13 protein-coding genes are annotated in these 16,341 nt (G+C 70.2%); 4 read left to right on the plus strand and 9 right to left on the minus strand.

The genetic code is table 11. The features are described 5' to 3' along the window. Nucleotides 1-25: 25 nt before the first annotated feature. Entirely contained in the window at nt 26-1,054 is a 1,029-nt protein-coding gene (locus JWP28_RS14365; protein WP_299543915.1) for a phosphotransferase family protein, read from the minus strand. An 8-nt stretch (nt 1,055-1,062) separates the two neighbouring features. After that, nucleotides 1,063-2,349, minus strand: coding sequence for a cytochrome P450 (locus tag JWP28_RS14370; protein ID WP_299543916.1), 1,287 nt, complete (start codon nt 2,347-2,349; stop codon nt 1,063-1,065). Between the two features lie 100 nt (nt 2,350-2,449). Between JWP28_RS14370 and JWP28_RS14375 the strand changes: the two genes are divergently transcribed. After that, the gene (locus JWP28_RS14375) at nt 2,450-3,529 is read left to right on the plus strand and encodes a hypothetical protein (protein ID WP_299543918.1); all 1,080 of its coding nucleotides are present in this window, start codon (nt 2,450-2,452) and stop codon (nt 3,527-3,529) included. Between the two features lie 194 nt (nt 3,530-3,723). Here JWP28_RS14375 and JWP28_RS14380 read toward each other — a convergent pair whose 3' ends face one another. Genes JWP28_RS14380 through cpaB form a run of 6 tightly spaced genes read right to left on the minus strand, consistent with a single transcriptional unit; the run spans nt 3,724 to nt 10,587 of the window. Continuing rightward, entirely contained in the window at nt 3,724-4,683 is a 960-nt protein-coding gene (locus JWP28_RS14380) for a type II secretion system F family protein (protein WP_299543920.1), read from the minus strand. A 4-nt stretch (nt 4,684-4,687) separates the two neighbouring features. Then, entirely contained in the window at nt 4,688-5,647 is a 960-nt protein-coding gene (locus tag JWP28_RS14385) for a type II secretion system F family protein (protein ID WP_299543921.1), read from the minus strand. Beyond that, on the minus strand, nt 5,644-7,047 hold the full coding sequence (locus JWP28_RS14390; RefSeq protein ID WP_299543923.1) for a CpaF family protein: 1,404 nt from the start codon (nt 7,045-7,047) through the stop codon (nt 5,644-5,646). The genes JWP28_RS14385 and JWP28_RS14390 overlap by 4 nt, the downstream gene beginning before the upstream one ends. After that, the gene (locus tag JWP28_RS14395) at nt 7,047-8,228 is read right to left on the minus strand and encodes a hypothetical protein (RefSeq protein WP_299543924.1); all 1,182 of its coding nucleotides are present in this window, start codon (nt 8,226-8,228) and stop codon (nt 7,047-7,049) included. Before JWP28_RS14395 ends, JWP28_RS14390 begins: the two co-directional genes overlap by 1 nt. A gap of 5 nt (nt 8,229-8,233) precedes the next feature. Next, a complete protein-coding gene (locus JWP28_RS14400; protein ID WP_299543926.1) occupies nt 8,234-9,619 on the minus strand; it encodes a type II and III secretion system protein family protein in 1,386 nt (461 codons plus the stop codon). Nucleotides 9,620-9,639: 20 nt separating this feature from the next. After that, nucleotides 9,640-10,587: a Flp pilus assembly protein CpaB gene (gene cpaB, locus JWP28_RS14405; protein ID WP_299543928.1), complete on the minus strand. Its 948-nt coding sequence runs from the start codon at nt 10,585-10,587 to the stop codon at nt 9,640-9,642. A gap of 201 nt (nt 10,588-10,788) precedes the next feature. Between cpaB and JWP28_RS14410 the strand changes: the two genes are divergently transcribed. The 3 genes from JWP28_RS14410 (at nt 10,789) to JWP28_RS14420 (ending at nt 14,434) form a co-directional block, all read left to right on the plus strand. Then, on the plus strand, nt 10,789-11,718 hold the full coding sequence (locus JWP28_RS14410; protein WP_299543929.1) for an aldo/keto reductase: 930 nt from the start codon (nt 10,789-10,791) through the stop codon (nt 11,716-11,718). Nucleotides 11,719-11,848: 130 nt separating this feature from the next. Then, nucleotides 11,849-13,057, plus strand: a complete 1,209-nt coding sequence (locus JWP28_RS14415; protein ID WP_299543930.1) for a CoA transferase — start codon at nt 11,849-11,851, stop codon at nt 13,055-13,057. Nucleotides 13,058-13,135: 78 nt separating this feature from the next. Continuing rightward, nucleotides 13,136-14,434, plus strand: a complete 1,299-nt coding sequence (locus JWP28_RS14420; RefSeq protein ID WP_299543931.1) for an acetyl-CoA C-acyltransferase — start codon at nt 13,136-13,138, stop codon at nt 14,432-14,434. A 20-nt stretch (nt 14,435-14,454) separates the two neighbouring features. Here the strand turns inward: JWP28_RS14420 and JWP28_RS14425 are convergent. Continuing rightward, nucleotides 14,455-16,341 (minus strand): biotin carboxylase N-terminal domain-containing protein (locus JWP28_RS14425; protein WP_299543932.1); only part of this gene is annotated, 1,887 nt, incomplete at its 5' end.

Raw genomic sequence — 16,341 nt, forward strand, 5'->3', positions numbered from 1 at the left:
GCCAGGACGGTGGGAACGGTCGGCGTCATAGCTGGCCCATCACCTTGAGGATGGCGCGGTCCTGGGCGTTCATCAGCCACCAGGCCGGATAGACCATGATCGGCTCGCGGTTGCCGCCGTCGATGAACGCCCGCGCCGAACCGACCCAGATCGCCTGGCCCTTGACGCAGTTGAACAGCGTCCACCAGTGCAGGGCCGCCGGATCGGCCGTCAGGCCGCTCGCCTTTCGCCAGATCGCGACCGCCTCGGCCTGGGGCGCGAGGCCGCCCGCCAGCTCGCCGCGCCCGAAGCACCACACCGGATTGAATCCCCAGGCCAGGTCCTCCAGCGGATCGCCCAGGTGGGCCATCTCCCAGTCCAGGACGCCGTGGATCTCGCCGGCCTCGTCATAGAGGAAGTTGCCGGTGCGGTAGTCGCCGTGCACCATCGACAGCTTCTGGGCCGGCGGCGGCGGGTTGGCGCGCAGCCAGCGGATGGCCGCCCGCGCGATCGGCTGCGGCTCGGCCTCGCTGCGATCGAGGACGGCCTCCCAGTGGTCGAGCTCGCGGCGCCAGCAGGCGTCCAGCGCCGGCGCCTCCATCACCGATGTCAGGCCCAGGGCGTCGGGATCGGCGCGCGCGATCTCGCCGAGGATCGTCCACTTGCGGTCCGCGACCTTCGGCAAGACGGCGTCATAGCCGCCGGCGAACAGCATCTGCGGTGAGGCCTGGAAGCCGGCCAGTTCCTCGGCGATGAAGAACGGATGGCCGAGGGCGGCGTCCTGCTCCTCCAGCCACAGCATCTTCGGGACCGGCACGGCGGAGTGGGCAAAAGCGCGATAGGCCTCGAACTCCACCCGCCGCTCGGTGTCGATCAGGCTGGCCGGCGGATCGCGCCGCAGGATCAGCTTGCGCTCGCGGGCCTGCCCGTCCTCAAGCCAGGTGAGCCGGAACCGATAGGTTTCCCGCGACGCCCCGCCGGAGATGCGTTCGAGGTCGGCGACGCAGAGGTCCGAAGCCTCCGGCATGCGCCCAGCGATGTAGGCCGCCAGCTGCGGCTCGAGGGGATGACTCACCCGCAGTCTCAATCCATCTTGAAGCGGATCGGCAGCCGTTTGGGGCCGTTGACGAAGGTCGCCTCGCTCATCGCGGGGACGCCGTCGAGCGCCAGATCCGAGAGCCTGGGGACCAACTCCTCCCAGAGGATGCGCATTTCCATCTTCGCCAAGTGCTGGCCAAGGCACAGGTGCGCGCCGTAGCCGAAGGCCAGATGCCGGTTGGGCTTGCGGTCGACGTGGAAGTGATCCGCATCGTCGAACACCGCCTCGTCGCGGTTGCCGGACGCATAGCAGAGCATCAGCCAGTCGCCCTTCTTCAGGTCGCGGCCGGCGAAGGTCACGTCCGCCGTGGCGGTGCGCATGAAGGTCTTCACCGGCGTCGTCCAGCGGATGCTCTCGTCGACAAGCGAGGGGATCAGCGACAGGTCGGCCTTGACCTTGGCGAACTCGCCGGGGTTCTCGGCCAGCGCCCAGAGCGCGCCTGCTGTGGAGGACGAGGTGGTGTCGTGGCCGGCGGTGGCGACGATGATGTAGTAGCTCATCGCCTCGAGGTCGGAGATCGGCTGGCCGTCGACCTGCGAGTTGGCGATCAGGCTGGCGAGGTCGTCGGTGGGGTTCGCGCGCCGCGCGTCCGAGAGCGCGCGGAAGTAGTTCGAGAAGTCGACGACCACGCTCATGTCGAACTTCCGCTCGGCGGGCGGGGTGTCGGCGTCGCGGGCAAGCTCGGGGTCGGCGGCGCCGAACAGCTCCTGGGTGAGCTTCAGCATCCTGGGCTCGTCCTCGGGCGGCACGCCAAGGATGCTCATGATCACATGCAGCGGGTAGTGCAGGGCGACCTCCTGCACGAACTCGCAGCGTCCGCCGGCGGCGGCCATCTTCTCCGCCGCGGCCTTGGCGATCACCCGGATCTGGTCCTCCAGGCGGCGCAGGTTCTGCGGCATGAACCAGCCCTGGGTGAGAGCCCGGTACTTGGGATGGTCGGGCGCATCCATGTGGATGAGGGTGCGCAGCAGGTGCGGGCTGCCGCCCATCATCTCGCGGACCTGGCGGTCGGCGGCCTGGCTAACGATGGTCGGCGAGCGGTCGCCGTTGTGGAACAGGTCGTTCTGGCGGCTGATCTCCAGGATGTCCGCGTGGCGGGTGACCACCCAGAAGGGATCGACGCCCTCGATGTCCGCCACGCCCAGCGGTTCGTTGGCCCGCAGCCAGCGGTAAGCCTCGTGGATGCGCCCGTCGGCGTAGGCCGCCGGCAGGGCGAGCACATCGGCCACGGCCTTCGGGATGCGGTGGTCGGCGGCGGTCATTACGCCCATCGGAACCTCCCCTTGTGTTCTTCTTGTCTTGTCCACTTGATACGCCTGGAAGGCGGGTCGCAAGCATGACGGCGCGTCAAGGGGAGCAGAGAGACGAGCGATGCTGACCAGGGGCGACGATTTCCCGATCCACCAGACCCCCGATCCGATCGCCTACTCGGGCTCGGACCGGAACTTCTACGACCGCTATTTCTTCAACGGCTATTCGCCTGACGGCTCGGAGTTCGTAGCCGTGGCTTTCGGGGTCTATCCGGCGCTGAACGTCGCCGACGCGCACGTCTCGATCATCCGCGACGGCGTCCAGCGTTGCCTGCACGCCTCGCGCATCCTCGGCATGGAACGCATGGAGCTCGTGGTGGGGCCGGTGCGCATCGAGGTGATCGAGCCGCTGCAGACTCTCAAGGTGACCTTGGAGCGCGCCGAGGGCCTGGCCTGCGAGCTGACCTTCGAGGGTCGCGCTTTCCCCATCGAGGAGCCGCGCTTCACCCGCCGCAGCGGGCCCCGGATGTTCATGGACTATACGCGGCTGACCCAGAACGTGCGGGTCGCGGGCTGGACCGAGGTGGACGGCGAGCGGCGGGAGGCCGGCGCCGGCTGGACCGGCACGCGCGACCGGTCCTGGGGCATCCGGCCGGTAGGCGCGCCCGATCCGCAGCCGACGCCGGGCGGCGGCATCGCCGGCTTCTTCTGGCAATGGGCGCCGATCAATTTCGCCGACCGGTCGGTGTTCTTCCACGTCAACGCCGACACCGAGGGCAAGCCCTGGAACACCCGCGCGGTGATCCTGCCGGACGGCGCGGGGCCGGAGGGCGGCTGGCATTCGGACGCGCCGCGCATGGAGGACGTCACCCTGAAGCCGGGGACGCGGCACGCGCTGGGCGGCGTGCTGAAGATCCCGCTGGCGCAGGGCGAGGCCTCGATCTGGCTGGAGCCCACGGGGGTCTTCCTGATGCGCGGCATCGGCTACGGCGGGGAGTGGCGGCACGGTGGCCTGAAGGGGGAACTCGCGGTCGCCCGCGAGGACATCGACCTGGCCAAGGCCGACATGACGGCCCCGGAGCACTGGCACATCCAGGCGATCGCCAAGGCCACCATGGACGCGCCGGGCGAGCCTACCCGCGAGGGCCTCGGCATTTTCGAGCAGCTGATCGCGGGGCCCTACCGGCCCTATGGATTGTAGACCTTCCTTTCCCGCGAAGCGGGAGAGGGGGACCGTTCCCCCGAAGAGGGAATGGTGGAGAGGGAAAGCGTCCGGGCCGAGCGTGAGGCTTGCCCTTCCCACCATCCGCTCGGAGCCTGTCCTCGGGTCGACCTTTGGTCGAGCCCCGGGGGGCGGATGGTCCCCCCTTCCGACAAGTGGGAAGGGAAGCGCCGCTACTTGGCGAAGACGTGCATCAGGCGCGCGGCCGCCGGCAGCATCAGGGCCCCCAGCAGGCAGGGGAAGATGAACAGGATCAGCGGGACGGTGAGCTTGGCCGAGAGCGCCAGCGCCTTTTCCTCCGCCCGCAACATGCGCTTGGAGCGCATGTCCTGCGAGAAGACCGTCAGGGTCTCGCCGAGGCTCGTGCCCATCTCCTCCGCCTGACGCAGCATGGTGGCGAGCTGACGCGCGTCGTCGATGCCGAGGCGATCGGCGAAGGCCGCCCAGGCGTCCTTGCGCGACTTGCCGGCGCGCAGCTCCAGCACCAGGAAACGCAGGTGGATCGTGAGCGTCGGATAGCGGCGCGCCAGCTCCTCGGTGACCCGCGTGACGGCGGCGTCGAGGCTGAGGCCGGCTTCGACCGAGGCCACCAGCAGGTCCAGGAGGTCGGGGAAGCCGTCGGAATACTCCCGCTCGCGGGTGGTGCGGCGCATCTTCAGCACCTGGTCCGGCCCGAGGATCGCGACGCCCGCCAGCACGCCGGCGATGGCGATGCCCATCATGCCGCCCTTGCCGCCGGCGATCAGCGGCAGGAGCAGGATCACGCCCAAGGTCGCGACCCCCAGGGCGGCGGCGCGCAGGCCGAGGTAGATCACCGGCGCTTCGCGGTTGTAGAAGCCGGCCTGCATCAGCTGCGAACGTAGCACCGAGAGCTTGGCCGGGTCGCGCACCGCGCTTTGCTGGCCGAGCCGGCGCACTGTGCCCAGCAGCTGGTCCCCGATGCCGCCGCCAGGGCCCCGGGCGGCCGTGCGCGGCCCCCCGGCCTGCGGCCCACCGGCGGTCTGCATGCGGCCGCGGCGGATTGAGCGGAGGCGAAACTCGCTGGCCATCATCCAGGCCGCGCCGCCGACGCCGCCCAGGACGAGCGCCGCGCCCACCGCCGAGATCAAGGTCTGGATCTGGGTTGGGTCCATGGGACTAGAGCCTAAGATCGATCATGCGGCGCATGACCATGTTGCCGATGAACATCCACACGCCCAGGCCCGCCAGGCCCCACTTCACGATCGGCTCGTCCTTCACGTCGCCATAGAAGTGCGGCGAGGACAGCATGATGAAGCCCATGGCGATAAAGGGCGCGGAGGTGAGGATCATCGCCGAGGCGCGGCCTTCCGAGGAGGCGGCCTTGATCTTTAGGCGCATCTTGTGACGGTCGCGGACGGTGGCGGCGTTGAGCTTCAGCAGGCCGGTCAGGTTGCCGCCGGCGCGCTCCTGCAGGCGCACGGTGGCCGCGAACAGGTCGACGTCGGGATGCATGCAGCGTTCCGCCATGCGTCCGACCGCCTGCTCCATGGTGGCGCCGTAGGCGATCTCGTCGGCGGCCATGCCGAATTCCGAGCCGATGGGGTCGACCATTTCGCGGCCGACCAGGGAGATGGCGGTCGGCACCGGGTGGCCGGCCTCCAGGCTGCGGACGATGATCTCCAACGCCTGCGGCAGCTGGAAGCCCAGCGCCTTGGCGCGCTTGGCGGTCATGTATTTCAGGAAGAAGATCGGTCCGCCGACGCCGGCCAGGAGGGCGCCCACCACGAACAGCAGGGGGTTCTTGGTCAGGAAGGCGACGACTGCGCCGCCCACCAGGGCCGCCGCCACGACATAGAGGGCCCACTTCTTGGGGTCGTAGGCGACGCCGGAGGCGACGATCAGGTCGGAGAGCCAGCGCAGCCGCTTGCCGCGCTCGCCCGCGGCGTTGAGGCCCCGCTGCTTGCGCAGCTCCATGACCAGGGCGGAGACCCCGTCGACCCGTTCCGCCACCTTCAGGCGCTTGTTCACGCGGCGCTTCTGGGTGGCCACGGAGAACAGCCCGATCGCGGCCTGGCCGGCGGTGAACACGGCGGCGAAGATCAGGATCAGGAAGACGAAATTGCTGTCGAACTTCATGACGCGCCCAGCACTCGGGTGGGATCGAAGTTGGCGGTGTCGTAGGCGATCCCGCGCCGGTTCATCTCGTCGATGCAGCGGGGCCGCAGGCCGGTGGCGCGGAATTCGCCGTGCACCGTGCCGTCTGGGTCGGTGTGGGTGCGGTTGAAGGTGAAGATGTCCTGCATCTGCACCACCTGGCCCTCCATGCCGGTGATCTCGGTGACGTGGGTGATCTTCCGCTTGCCGTCCGACAGGCGCGTCACCTGGATGATCAGGCCGATGGCCGAGGCGATCTGCGCGCGCATGGCGTCGGGGCTGATGGCCAGGCCGCCCATGGCGATCATCTGCTCGAGGCGGCCGATGGCCTCGCGCGGGTTGTTGGCGTGGATGGTGGCCATCGAGCCTTCGTGGCCGGTGTTCATGGCCTGCAGCATGTCGAAGGCCTCTTCCGAACGGACTTCCCCCAGGATCACCCGGTCGGGACGCATCCGCAGGGCGTTCTTGACCAGCTCGCGCTGGCGGATCTCGCCCTTGCCTTCGATGTTGGGCGGGCGGGTTTCCAGGCGCACCACGTGCGGCTGCTGCAGCTGCAGCTCGGCGGCGTCCTCGATGGTGATCAGGCGCTCGCCGTGGCTGATGGCGGCCGATAGCGCGTTCAGGAGCGTGGTCTTGCCGGAGCCGGTGCCGCCGGAGATCACGGTGGAGACCCGCGACTTGACCGCCCCGTGCATGAAGTCGGCCACCGCCTCGGGCATGGCCCCCAGGGCGCAGAGCTTTTCCAGCGTCAGGGGCTTCTTGGAGAATTTCCGGATCGAAACCGCGGCGCCGTCGATGGCGATGGGGGCGATCGCGGCGTTCACCCGGCTGCCGTCGGCCAGGCGGGCGTCGACCATCGGCTGGCTCTCGTCGATCCGGCGTCCGACGCCGGCGACGATGCGGTTGACGATGCGCAGCAGGTGGTCGTTGTCCCGGAAGTGGATCGGGGTCAGCTCGAGCTCGCCGCGACGCTCCACATAGACCTGGAACGGGCCGTTGATCAGGATGTCGTTGATGCTCTCGTCCTTGAGCAGCGGCTCAAGGGGACCCAGGCCCACCATCTCGTCGAAGATCGAGGCGCCCAGTTCCTGCAGGTCGGCGGTGTTCAGCGCCATGCGCTCGGCGCGGGCGAAGTCGGCGACCAGGCGCATGACCTCGCGGCGCATGTCCGCCTCGTTGAGCTTGTCGAGCTTGGCCAGGTCGAGCTCGTCGATCAGCCGCGAGTGCAGGCGAAGCCGGATGTCGAGCTGTGACGGCGTGGCCCCCTTCGCGGCGGGCTCGGCCTTCGGCGGCGGCGGGGGCGGCGCGACCGTTGCTGCGGCGTCCGGGACCGGTGCGGCTTCGGGCGTCACGCCCGCGCTGGGGGAACTGAAACGGCCCATCAGGCGGCCCGCGAGGTTTTGCCGTCACGCTGCGCGGCGGGTTCGGCGGCGAGCCGCTCGACGAGCACCTGCACATCCTTGACGATCTTCGACTTCGGCCGGTGGGTGGCGATCGGCCCGCCCAGGTTCACCGAGGCGGCGGCGGCCTCCCAGTCGGAACTGACGCCCCCTTCCGCCTTGCGCTGCAGGGCGCGCTCGGCCTCGGCCATGGAAGGCGCGGGACCGAACATCCGGCCCGCCAGGCGGTTCAGCACGATGCGCGGCTTCTGGCCCGAGCCGATGGCCCGCTCGATTTCGTCGGAAAGCGAGCGGGCGGCCAGCAGGGCCGGCACCGTCAGTTCGGAGATGACCAGGATCTCGTCGCAGCCGCTCAGCGCCTGCACGCTCCAGGCCCTGCGGTGACGCGGCATGTCGACGACCACCCAGCTGTAGTTGTCGCAGGCGACCTCGAGGAGGCGCAGGATGGCCTCCGGCGGGATGGTGTCGAAAGCCAGCGGGTCGCGGGCGGCGGCCAGCAGGTCGAGCTGCTTGGTCACCGGGGTGACGAAGGCCTGCAGCATGTCGCGGTCCAGCTTCTCGGCCGAGCGGCCCAGGTCGCCGAGCCGCATGGCCGGGCTGGAGCCCAGGTAGGCGGCGGCGGATCCGTCGGCGAGGTTAAGGTCGATCAGGCAGACGCTCTTGTCCTTGGTGCTGCGGGCGCAGAGCTGGGTGGCGATCTCGATGGCGATGGTGGTGGCGCCGGACCCACCCACGGCGCCGGTGACCGCCCAGCAGCGGGCGAGCTCGCCGCTCGGCGCAGCCGCGGCGGCAGGCGCCTTGGCGGCCATCAGGCCGACGATGGCGGCCTGGATGTTGTCGTGGGAGAACGGGGCGTCGAGCACGTCGGAGCGCTCGATGCGCAGCAGGTTGCGGACCACCGCCGTCGGCAGGTGGGCGCCGACCATCAGGACAGGCGGCGGCGCGGCGCTGAGCGCCAGGGCCTGGATGCCGGCGGCCAGCGCGGCCGGGTCCCAGGCGTCGGCGTTGATGATCAGCAGGTCGGCGTCGGCGACACCGGCGCCCGTCAGCCGGTCAAGGCCGCCGTTCTCCAGGATCGCGCCCTGCAGCGGCCCCTTGGCGAGGTCCGACAGGTCGCCGCCGATCGCCAGGACGCGGCGACCGTTGAGGGGCAGGGTACTCATGACGTCTATTTTCCGGACGCGGGGACAGAGGGAGCAATGGCGCCGCGCAGGGCGGCGGGCGGCGGCGGGGTGGGATCGATCGTGCCCCGCAGGTCACGCTCCAGCGGCTTGTCGAGCGCCTTGCCCTTGAGCATCAGGTCGGCGGTGCTCGGCTCGGCGCCGGCCACGGTCTTGGTCTTGGCCTCGTCAAAGTCGGCCTGGGTCACGATCCGCGGGGTGACCACGATCAAGAGTTCGGTCTCGTTGCGCTGCCAGCGGGTGGAGCGGAACAGCGCGCTGAGGATCGGGATTTCGCCGAGGCCGGGCACCTGCCTCAGCGAATTCTGGTAGCTATGCTGGAACAGGCCGCTGATCGCCAGCGACTGGCCATCCTTCAGCTCGACCGTGGTGTTGGTGCGGCGCATGGTGAGCGCCGGGATGCTGGCGCCGTTCACGGTGACCGAATTGGCCGGGTCGAGCTGGCTCACCTCGGGCTCCACCGCCAGCCGGATCCTGCCGTCGTCCTGGATGGTGGGAGTGAAGTTCAGCCTCACGCCGTAGGGGCGGAACTCGACGGTGACCAGGTTCAGACCGGCAGGCACCGGGAACGGGAATTCGCCGCCGGCCAGGAAGCTGGCCTTCTCGCCGGACATCGCCACCAGATTCGGCCGGGCGAGCGTGTGCAGAAGGCCCTTTTCCTCCAGCGCCTGCAACTGGGCGTCGATGCTGGTGTGGCCCGCGCCGCCGTGCAGGCTCAGCACGCCGGTGGGGGTGCTGGCGCCGATCAGGCCGGTGCCGAAGCTGAAGTTGAACGAGTTGTTCTGGACGCTGGCGGTCAGGCCGATGTCATGGGTTATGGATCGGGAGGCCTCGAGGATGCGGACTTCCAGCACCACTTGCGAGCCGTTGACCCTGAGCATCGACGTCACGCTGTCCGGCGCCACCGCCTCGGCGATCGCCTTGGCGCGGATCGCGACGCCCGGGTTGGAAACCTCGCCGGTGAGCATGACGCCGTCGCCAAGCGTCTGGACGCGGATGTGCTCCTTCGGCAGCGCCAGGGCCAGGTCGCGCTCGAGGGTCTGGGAGTCGACGCCGACGCGGACGTCGATCACTTCCAGCAGCCGACCGCCCGGTCCGTAGACCAGCAGGTTGGTGGAACCGAGCTCGATGCCGCGGACATAGAAGCTGCGGTCGGTGGTGGCGACCACCTCGGCGATGTCCGGCTGGGCGACGATGATCTTGCTCGCCGGTTGCTCCAGGCGGAACGACAGGGACTTGTCGCGCGGCACCGAGATCACGCGGCTAGGCGCGGATTCGCTGGGCAGGGCGTCGGCGAAGGCGGGTGCGGCCGCCGCTCCGGTGGTCAGGAGCGCGAGCGTGGCGCACAGGGCCGTAGCCAGATTGCGTGGCATAGTCAGGGGCTCCGGGAAGGTCATGCCGGGTGGGTCGCGGACGCGATCGAGCCGGCGTTGCTGTCGGCCTGCGGCGCGGCGGGCGGCGCGGGGGGTGCGGCAGGCTTCCTGGCGCGGGGCGCGCGCGAGCCGCCCTTGGTTTCGTTGGCGACGATGACGATCAGCCTTGGGCCCTCGGGCGCGACGCTGCGGCGTGGGCCGGAGACGGCGCGGGGCGCGCCGACAGCGCCGCCGGAGACGAAGGCGCCGGCGCGCATCGGCGCGGTCAGGGCGAGCTCGGTCGAGCCGGTCTTGCGCAGCGCCAGCGAGAGCTGGCCGAGGTTGACGGCCACCGAGAGCTTCTGGGCGTCGGGGACCGAGACTTCGAGGGTGGCGGTGGACGGCGTGGCCGGCTTGTTGGCCGACAGGTCGGCGTTCAGGTCGACGCCCAGCACGCGGACGTCCTGGAGCACCACTTCGGAGACGAAGCTGCGGACCGGTCCTTGGGGCGTCAGGTCGCGCATCAGCACGACGTCGACCCGGTCGCCCGGCAGCGCATGGCCGCCGACGCCGGTGACGTCGGACACCTTGATCGTGTAGGCGCGGAAGCCCTCGGCGATCTCGGCGGCGACCGAGGCGCGGGCGCCGGGGCCGGAGAGCTTGGAGGGCAGCAGCGGCTCGCGTGCGGCGATCGGCGTGAGCGCGACCGGCGGGCCGCCGCCGTCCTGCGCCAGCACCTGGGCCACGGTGGAGAATGACCCCTCCGGCACGGCGTTGGCGGGCAGCCGGAGGATCTCGACCTTGGTGGCGTCGAGCTTGTCGCCGAACTTCAGCGGCATCTTGGCCACGACGACCGGCATGCCGACGACGGCCGGCGAGGCCGCCACCTTGGCGGCGGCTCCGTTGGGCAACATGGTCTTGGCCACCACGAGGGCTCCGAGACCGAACACGGCGCAAGCACCGAGACTGACGATAGTGACGACGCGCATGATGGGACCATTCGCCGAAAAGCTTTTTCAGATCGTGAACTTAAGGATCGGAGACTTGCGATATCGCCAACAAACGAGGTGAATGTCGGCTTAAGCCTTTCGCGAGCCCGCTTGGGGCCCTGGCGACCAGGCTAGAAATCGCTAGGCTCCGCGCCCGTCCGGTCGGCGCGACGCGGCCGATGAACCCTGCGGAGAACGACGATGAAGAAGCGCCGGCTTGGAGCCTCTGGCCTGAAGGTCAGCGAGGTGGGACTGGGCTGCAACAACTTCGGGATGCGCATCGACCAGGCGGAGACGAAGGCGGTGGTGGATGCGGCCCTCGACGCGGGCATCACCCTCTTCGACACCGCCGACATCTACGGCGGGACCAAGTCCGAGGAGTTCCTCGGCAAGGCGCTGGGCAAGCGGCGCGGCGACATCGTGCTGGCCACCAAGTTCGGCATGCAGGTCGGCGATGACGAGAACCGGCGGGGCGGCTCGCGCCGCTGGATCATGCGGGCGGTGGAGGACAGCCTTACCCGCCTCGGCACGGACTGGATCGACCTCTACCAGTTCCACCAGCCTGACCCCGACACCCCGATCGACGAGACCCTGCGCGCGCTCGACGACCTCGTGACCCAGGGCAAGGTCCGCTACATCGGCAACTCCAACTTCAGTGGTTGGCAGATCGGAGATGCTGACTGGACAGCCGCCGGCGCGACGCGCTTCGTCTCGGCGCAGAACCAATACTCGCTCCTGGAGCGCAAGGTGGAGTTCGAGGTGCTGCCGGCCTGCGAGCATTTTGGCCTGGGCTTCCTGCCGTTCTTCCCGCTGGCCTCGGGTCTCTTGAGCGGCAAGTACCGGCGCGGCGAGAAGCCGCCGGAAGGCACGCGACTGGCCGCCTGGGGCTCGCGCGCCGCCGCCGCGCTCAGCGACAGGAACTTCGACAAGGTCGAGAAGCTGACGACCTGGGCGGAGGAGCGCGGCCACACGATCCTCGAACTGGCCTTCGCCTGGCTCCTGGGACACCAAGTGGTGTCGTCGGTGATCGCCGGCGCCACCTCGGCCGAGCAGGTGCGGACCAACGCCGCCACGGCAGCCTGGGCGCTGACGCCGGAAGAGGTGAAGGAAGTCGGGGATTTGATCTCGTGATTCTCCTCCGCTCATCCCCGCGAAGGCGGGGACCCATTGGGCGGTTGATAGGTGTCGAGGCGTCGCGCGATCTGCTGCCTCAGCTTGGGTCCCCGCCTCCGCGGGGATGAGCGGATAAAGGGAATCCGGCTTGTACGACCTCCTGAAAGGCCTGCGGGTTGTCGAGGGCTCGGCCTTCGTCGCGGCGCCCACTTGTGGCCTCTACCTGGCGCAGATGGGGGCCGAGGTGATCCGCTTCGACAACATCGGCGGCGGCCCGGACTTCCGCCGCTGGCCCCTCGCGGAGAACGGGTCGAGCCTCTATTGGGAGGGGCTGAACAAGGGCAAGAAGTCGATCGCCCTCGACCTCGCCCGGCCGGCGGGCCGCGAGATCGCCCAGCGGCTGGCGACGGCGCCCGGCCAGGACGCGGGCCTGTTCGTCACCAACTTCCCGGTGGACGGGTTCCTGTCCTACGAAGCGCTGCGCAAGCTACGCCAGGACCTGATCTGCGTGCGGGTGATGGGCTGGGCGGACGGGTCCCAGGGCATGGACTACACGATCAACTCTGCGCTCGGCCTGCCGCTGATGACCGGGCCGGCGGACGACCCGCGCCCGGTGAACCACGTGCTGGCCGCCTGGGACCTGCTCACCGGCGCCTACTGCGCCTTCGGCCTGGTTTCGGCCCTGCTCGCGCGGATGCGGACCGGCGAGGGGCGCGAGATCCGCGCGCCGCTCTCCGACGTCGGAGCGGCGACCATGGCCAACCTGGGCTTTACCGCCGAGGCGATGGTCACGGGCCGCCAGCGGCCGCGGATGGGCAACGACGTCTTCGGCGCCTTCGGCCGCGACTTCACGACCCGCGACGGCCAGACGCTGATGCTGCTGGCGATCACCCCCAAGCAGTGGGCCAAGGCGCTGGAGGTGTTGGATCTCGCCGGCGAGGTGGCGGCGTTGGAGGCCGAACTCGGCGTCGCCTTCGCCACCGACGAGGGGCTCAGGTTCACCCATCGGGCGCGGCTCTACCCGCTGTTCGAGCGGGCCTTCCGGGCGCGGACGGCGGCCGAGCTGGCGCCGGCCTTCGACGCCGGCGGCGTGACCTGGGGCGCCTACCAGCCGCTGGAGGCGGCCCTTCAGGACCCGCGCCTATTCAAGGGAAATCCGGTGTTCGAGGAGGTCCGCCACCCGAGCGGGCTCAGCTACCCCGCCCCCGGCGCCATGGCGACGATCCCGCAGGACCGGCGCGGCGAGGTGCAGCCCGCGCCGCGGCTCGGGCAGCACACCGACGAGGTGCTGGCGCAGGTGCTGGGGATGTCGGGCGCGGAGATCGCCAAGCTGCATGACGTGGGCGTGGTGGCTTAACTCCCCGAAGGAGAGTGCGCGCGCGCTTTCCAACCTCGGCCCTAGCGCCCATCTCTAGCGCAGCGACAGGAGCGTGAGATGGCCAGAGCGTCGACGACGGCTCAACCCAGCGGCAAGCCCGACATCTGGCTGGCGGCCGGGGTGCGGACGCCTTTCGCGAGGGCCGGCGGGGCGCTGGCGAAGAGGGACGCGCTGGAGCTCTCCGTACCAGTGGTCAAGGCCATGCTGGCGAAAGGCGGGCGGCCGGACCTGATGAGTTGGGGGGCGGTGATCCCCAACCTGACCATCAGCAACATCGCCCGCGAGGCGTTGATAGAGGCCGGCGGCGATCCCACCGTGCCGGCGTTCTCGACGGTGATGGCCTGCTCGACCAGCATGGTGGGCGCCTTCGAGGCCGCGGGCATGCTCGTCGGCCGCGGCCGCAGCTTGGCGCTGGTGGGTGGGGCGGAGGCGATGAGCCGCATCCAGATCGGCCTCAGCCCGGGCCTTTCCGACGACCTGCGCCGGTTCATGGAAGGCCGCTCTTTCGCCGACCGCTGGGCGGCGGTGCGCCAGACCAAGGCCCGCGACATCCGACTGTTCATCCCGCAGATCAAGAACCGCGCGACCGGCAAATCCATGGGCGAGCACACCGAGGAGATGGCCAAGGGCTGGCAGATCAGCCGCACTGAACAGGACGAAATCGCGCTGGCCAGCCACAAGAACGCCGCCGCGGCCTGGGATCGCGGCTTCTTCGACGACCTGGTCCTGCGCCTCGACGACGTGGGCCGCGATACCACCATCAGGGCCGACACCAGCCTCGAGAAGCTCGCCAAGCTCGCGCCCGTCTTCGACCGGACCAGCGGCCAGGGCACGCTCACCGCCGGCAACTCCAGCCCGCTCACCGACGGCGCGGCCGCCGTATGGGTGGCGACCGCCACGGGGTTGGAGCGGCTACCCGCCGAGACGCCGCGCGCGCGGCTGGTGGACTACGAGGTCAACGCCATCGACCTCTTCAACGAGTACCTCTTGATGGCGCCGGCCTATGCGATCCCACGCCTGCTGGCGCGCAACGGCCTGACCTACGAGGACGTGGGCCTTTGGGAGATCCACGAGGCCTTCGCCGCCCAGGTGGCGACCCACATCAAGGCGCTGCAGGACCCGGCCTTCCTGAAGGACAAGGCCGGTGTGACGGCCAAGCTCGGGCGGTTCCCGGTGGAGCGGGTGAACCCGAACGGCGGCTCGACCGCGCTCGGCCACCCGTTCGGGGCCACCGGGGCGCGCATCCTCAGCCAGGGGGTGAAGGAGCTCTACGCCATGCCGCCAGGGACCTGGGCCATCATCAGCATCTGCGCCGACGGCGGCCAGGGGACGGTGGCGTTGCTGCGGCGGGCGTAGGCGCCTCCTCTCCCCTCTCGCTACGCGGGGGGCGAGGAGATTGCAGCCAGTTTCACCAGCACCGCGCCCTCGCTGACCTGGTCGCCGAGCGCGACGGAGACCGTTTCCACCGTCCCGTCGAAGGGCGCCGTGAGGGCGTGCTCCATCTTCATGGCTTCCAGGGTCAGCAGGGCCTGGCCCTTGGCGACCTTGTCGCCGGCCTTGACCGGGAGCTGGGTGACCTTGCCGGGCATGGGCGAGCGGATCTGGCCGTCGGCGGCGGCGTCCACCTCCTCGGCGGCGGGGGGGTGGGCGGTGAAGACGAAGGCCTCGCCGGCCTCGAACACCACGATCTCGTCGGCGTCGGTGAGCAGCACCGAGCGCGGGGCGCCGGCTTCGCGCGCTTCGGCGATCACCGGCTTGCCGCCCAGGAACAGCCTGACGGCCGTCTCCGGCGGCGCGTTCAGGCGGAAGCCCGCCAGGTCTCGCCAGGGGGAGGGCGCGGGCTCCGTGGTCTCGTCCACCACCATCGCGGCCTGCGCCGCCGCCGACAGGGCCGCGGGGGAGGGCTCCGGCGGCGCGGTCAGTTCGGCGAGGTTGCGCTCGATGAAGCCGGTGTCGATATCGCCGGCGATGAAGTCGGGTTGCTCCAGGCAGCGGGCCAGGAAGCCGGCGTTGGTCTTCACGGGCCAGACCTCGACCGCGTCGCAGGCCTCCGCGAGCTCGGCCAGGGCCGCCTCACGGGTCTCGGCGTGGGCGATCAGCTTGGCGATCATCGGGTCGTTGAAGGGGGTGACCTCGCCGCCTTCCTCGACGCCCGTATCGGCGCGCACCGTAGGCGGCAGCTGGAAGTGCTCCAGCACGCCGGTGGACGGCAGGAAGCCGTTGGCGGGGCTCTCGGCGTAGAGCCTGGCCTCCACCGCGTGGCCGGTCAGGCCGATCTCCTTCTGCTTCAGCGGCAGGGGCTCGCCGGCGGCGACACGCAGCTGCCATTCCACCAGGTCGAGGCCGGTGACCATCTCGGTGACCGGATGCTCCACCTGCAGGCGGGTGTTCATCTCCATGAACCAGATGCGGTCGGGCCTGAGGCCAGCCGAAGCGTCGGCGATGAACTCCACGGTGCCCGCGCCGACATAGTTCACGGCCTGGGCGGCCTTCACGGCGGCGGAGGTGACGGCCTCGCGGGTCTTGGCGTCCATGCCCGGGGCGGGCGCCTCCTCGATGACCTTCTGGTGACGGCGCTGCAGGGAGCAGTCGCGCTCATAGAGGTGGACGACATGGCCGTGGCTGTCGCCGAACACCTGCACCTCGATGTGGCGCGGGCGGGTGACGTAGGTCTCCAGCAGCACCCGGTCGTCGCCAAACGCAGCCGTGGCCTCACGCCGCGCGGCGCCCAGGGCCGCGGAGAACCCGGCGGCGTCATCGACGCGGCGCATGCCCTTGCCGCCGCCGCCAGCCACCGCCTTGATCAGCACCGGATAGCCGATGCGGGCCGCCTCCTTCGCCAAGGTGGCCTCCGCCTGGTCTTCGCCCAGGTAGCCCGGCGTCACCGGCACCCCGGCCTTCTGCATCAGCGCCTTGGCGGCGTCCTTCAGGCCCATGGCGCGGATCGCGGCGCTGGGCGGACCGATCCAGACCAGGCCCGCGGCGGTGACGGCGTCGGCGAAGTCGGCGTTCTCCGAGAGGAAGCCGTAGCCCGGATGGATCGCCTCGGCGCCGGCCTCCTTCGCCGCGGCGATGATCTTCTCGGGGACCAGGTAGCTTTCGCGCGCCGCCGCGGGGCCGATCGGCACGGCGCGGTCGGCGTCGGCCACGTGGGCGGCGCCGGCGTCGGCTTCGGAATAGACCGCGATGGTCTCCAGGCCCATGCGGCGGGCGGTGGCGAACACCCGGCGGGCGATCTCGCCGCGATTGGCGACCAGGACGGA

Source organism: Phenylobacterium sp., assembly GCF_028290885.1.
GTDB lineage: Bacteria > Pseudomonadota > Alphaproteobacteria > Caulobacterales > Caulobacteraceae > Phenylobacterium.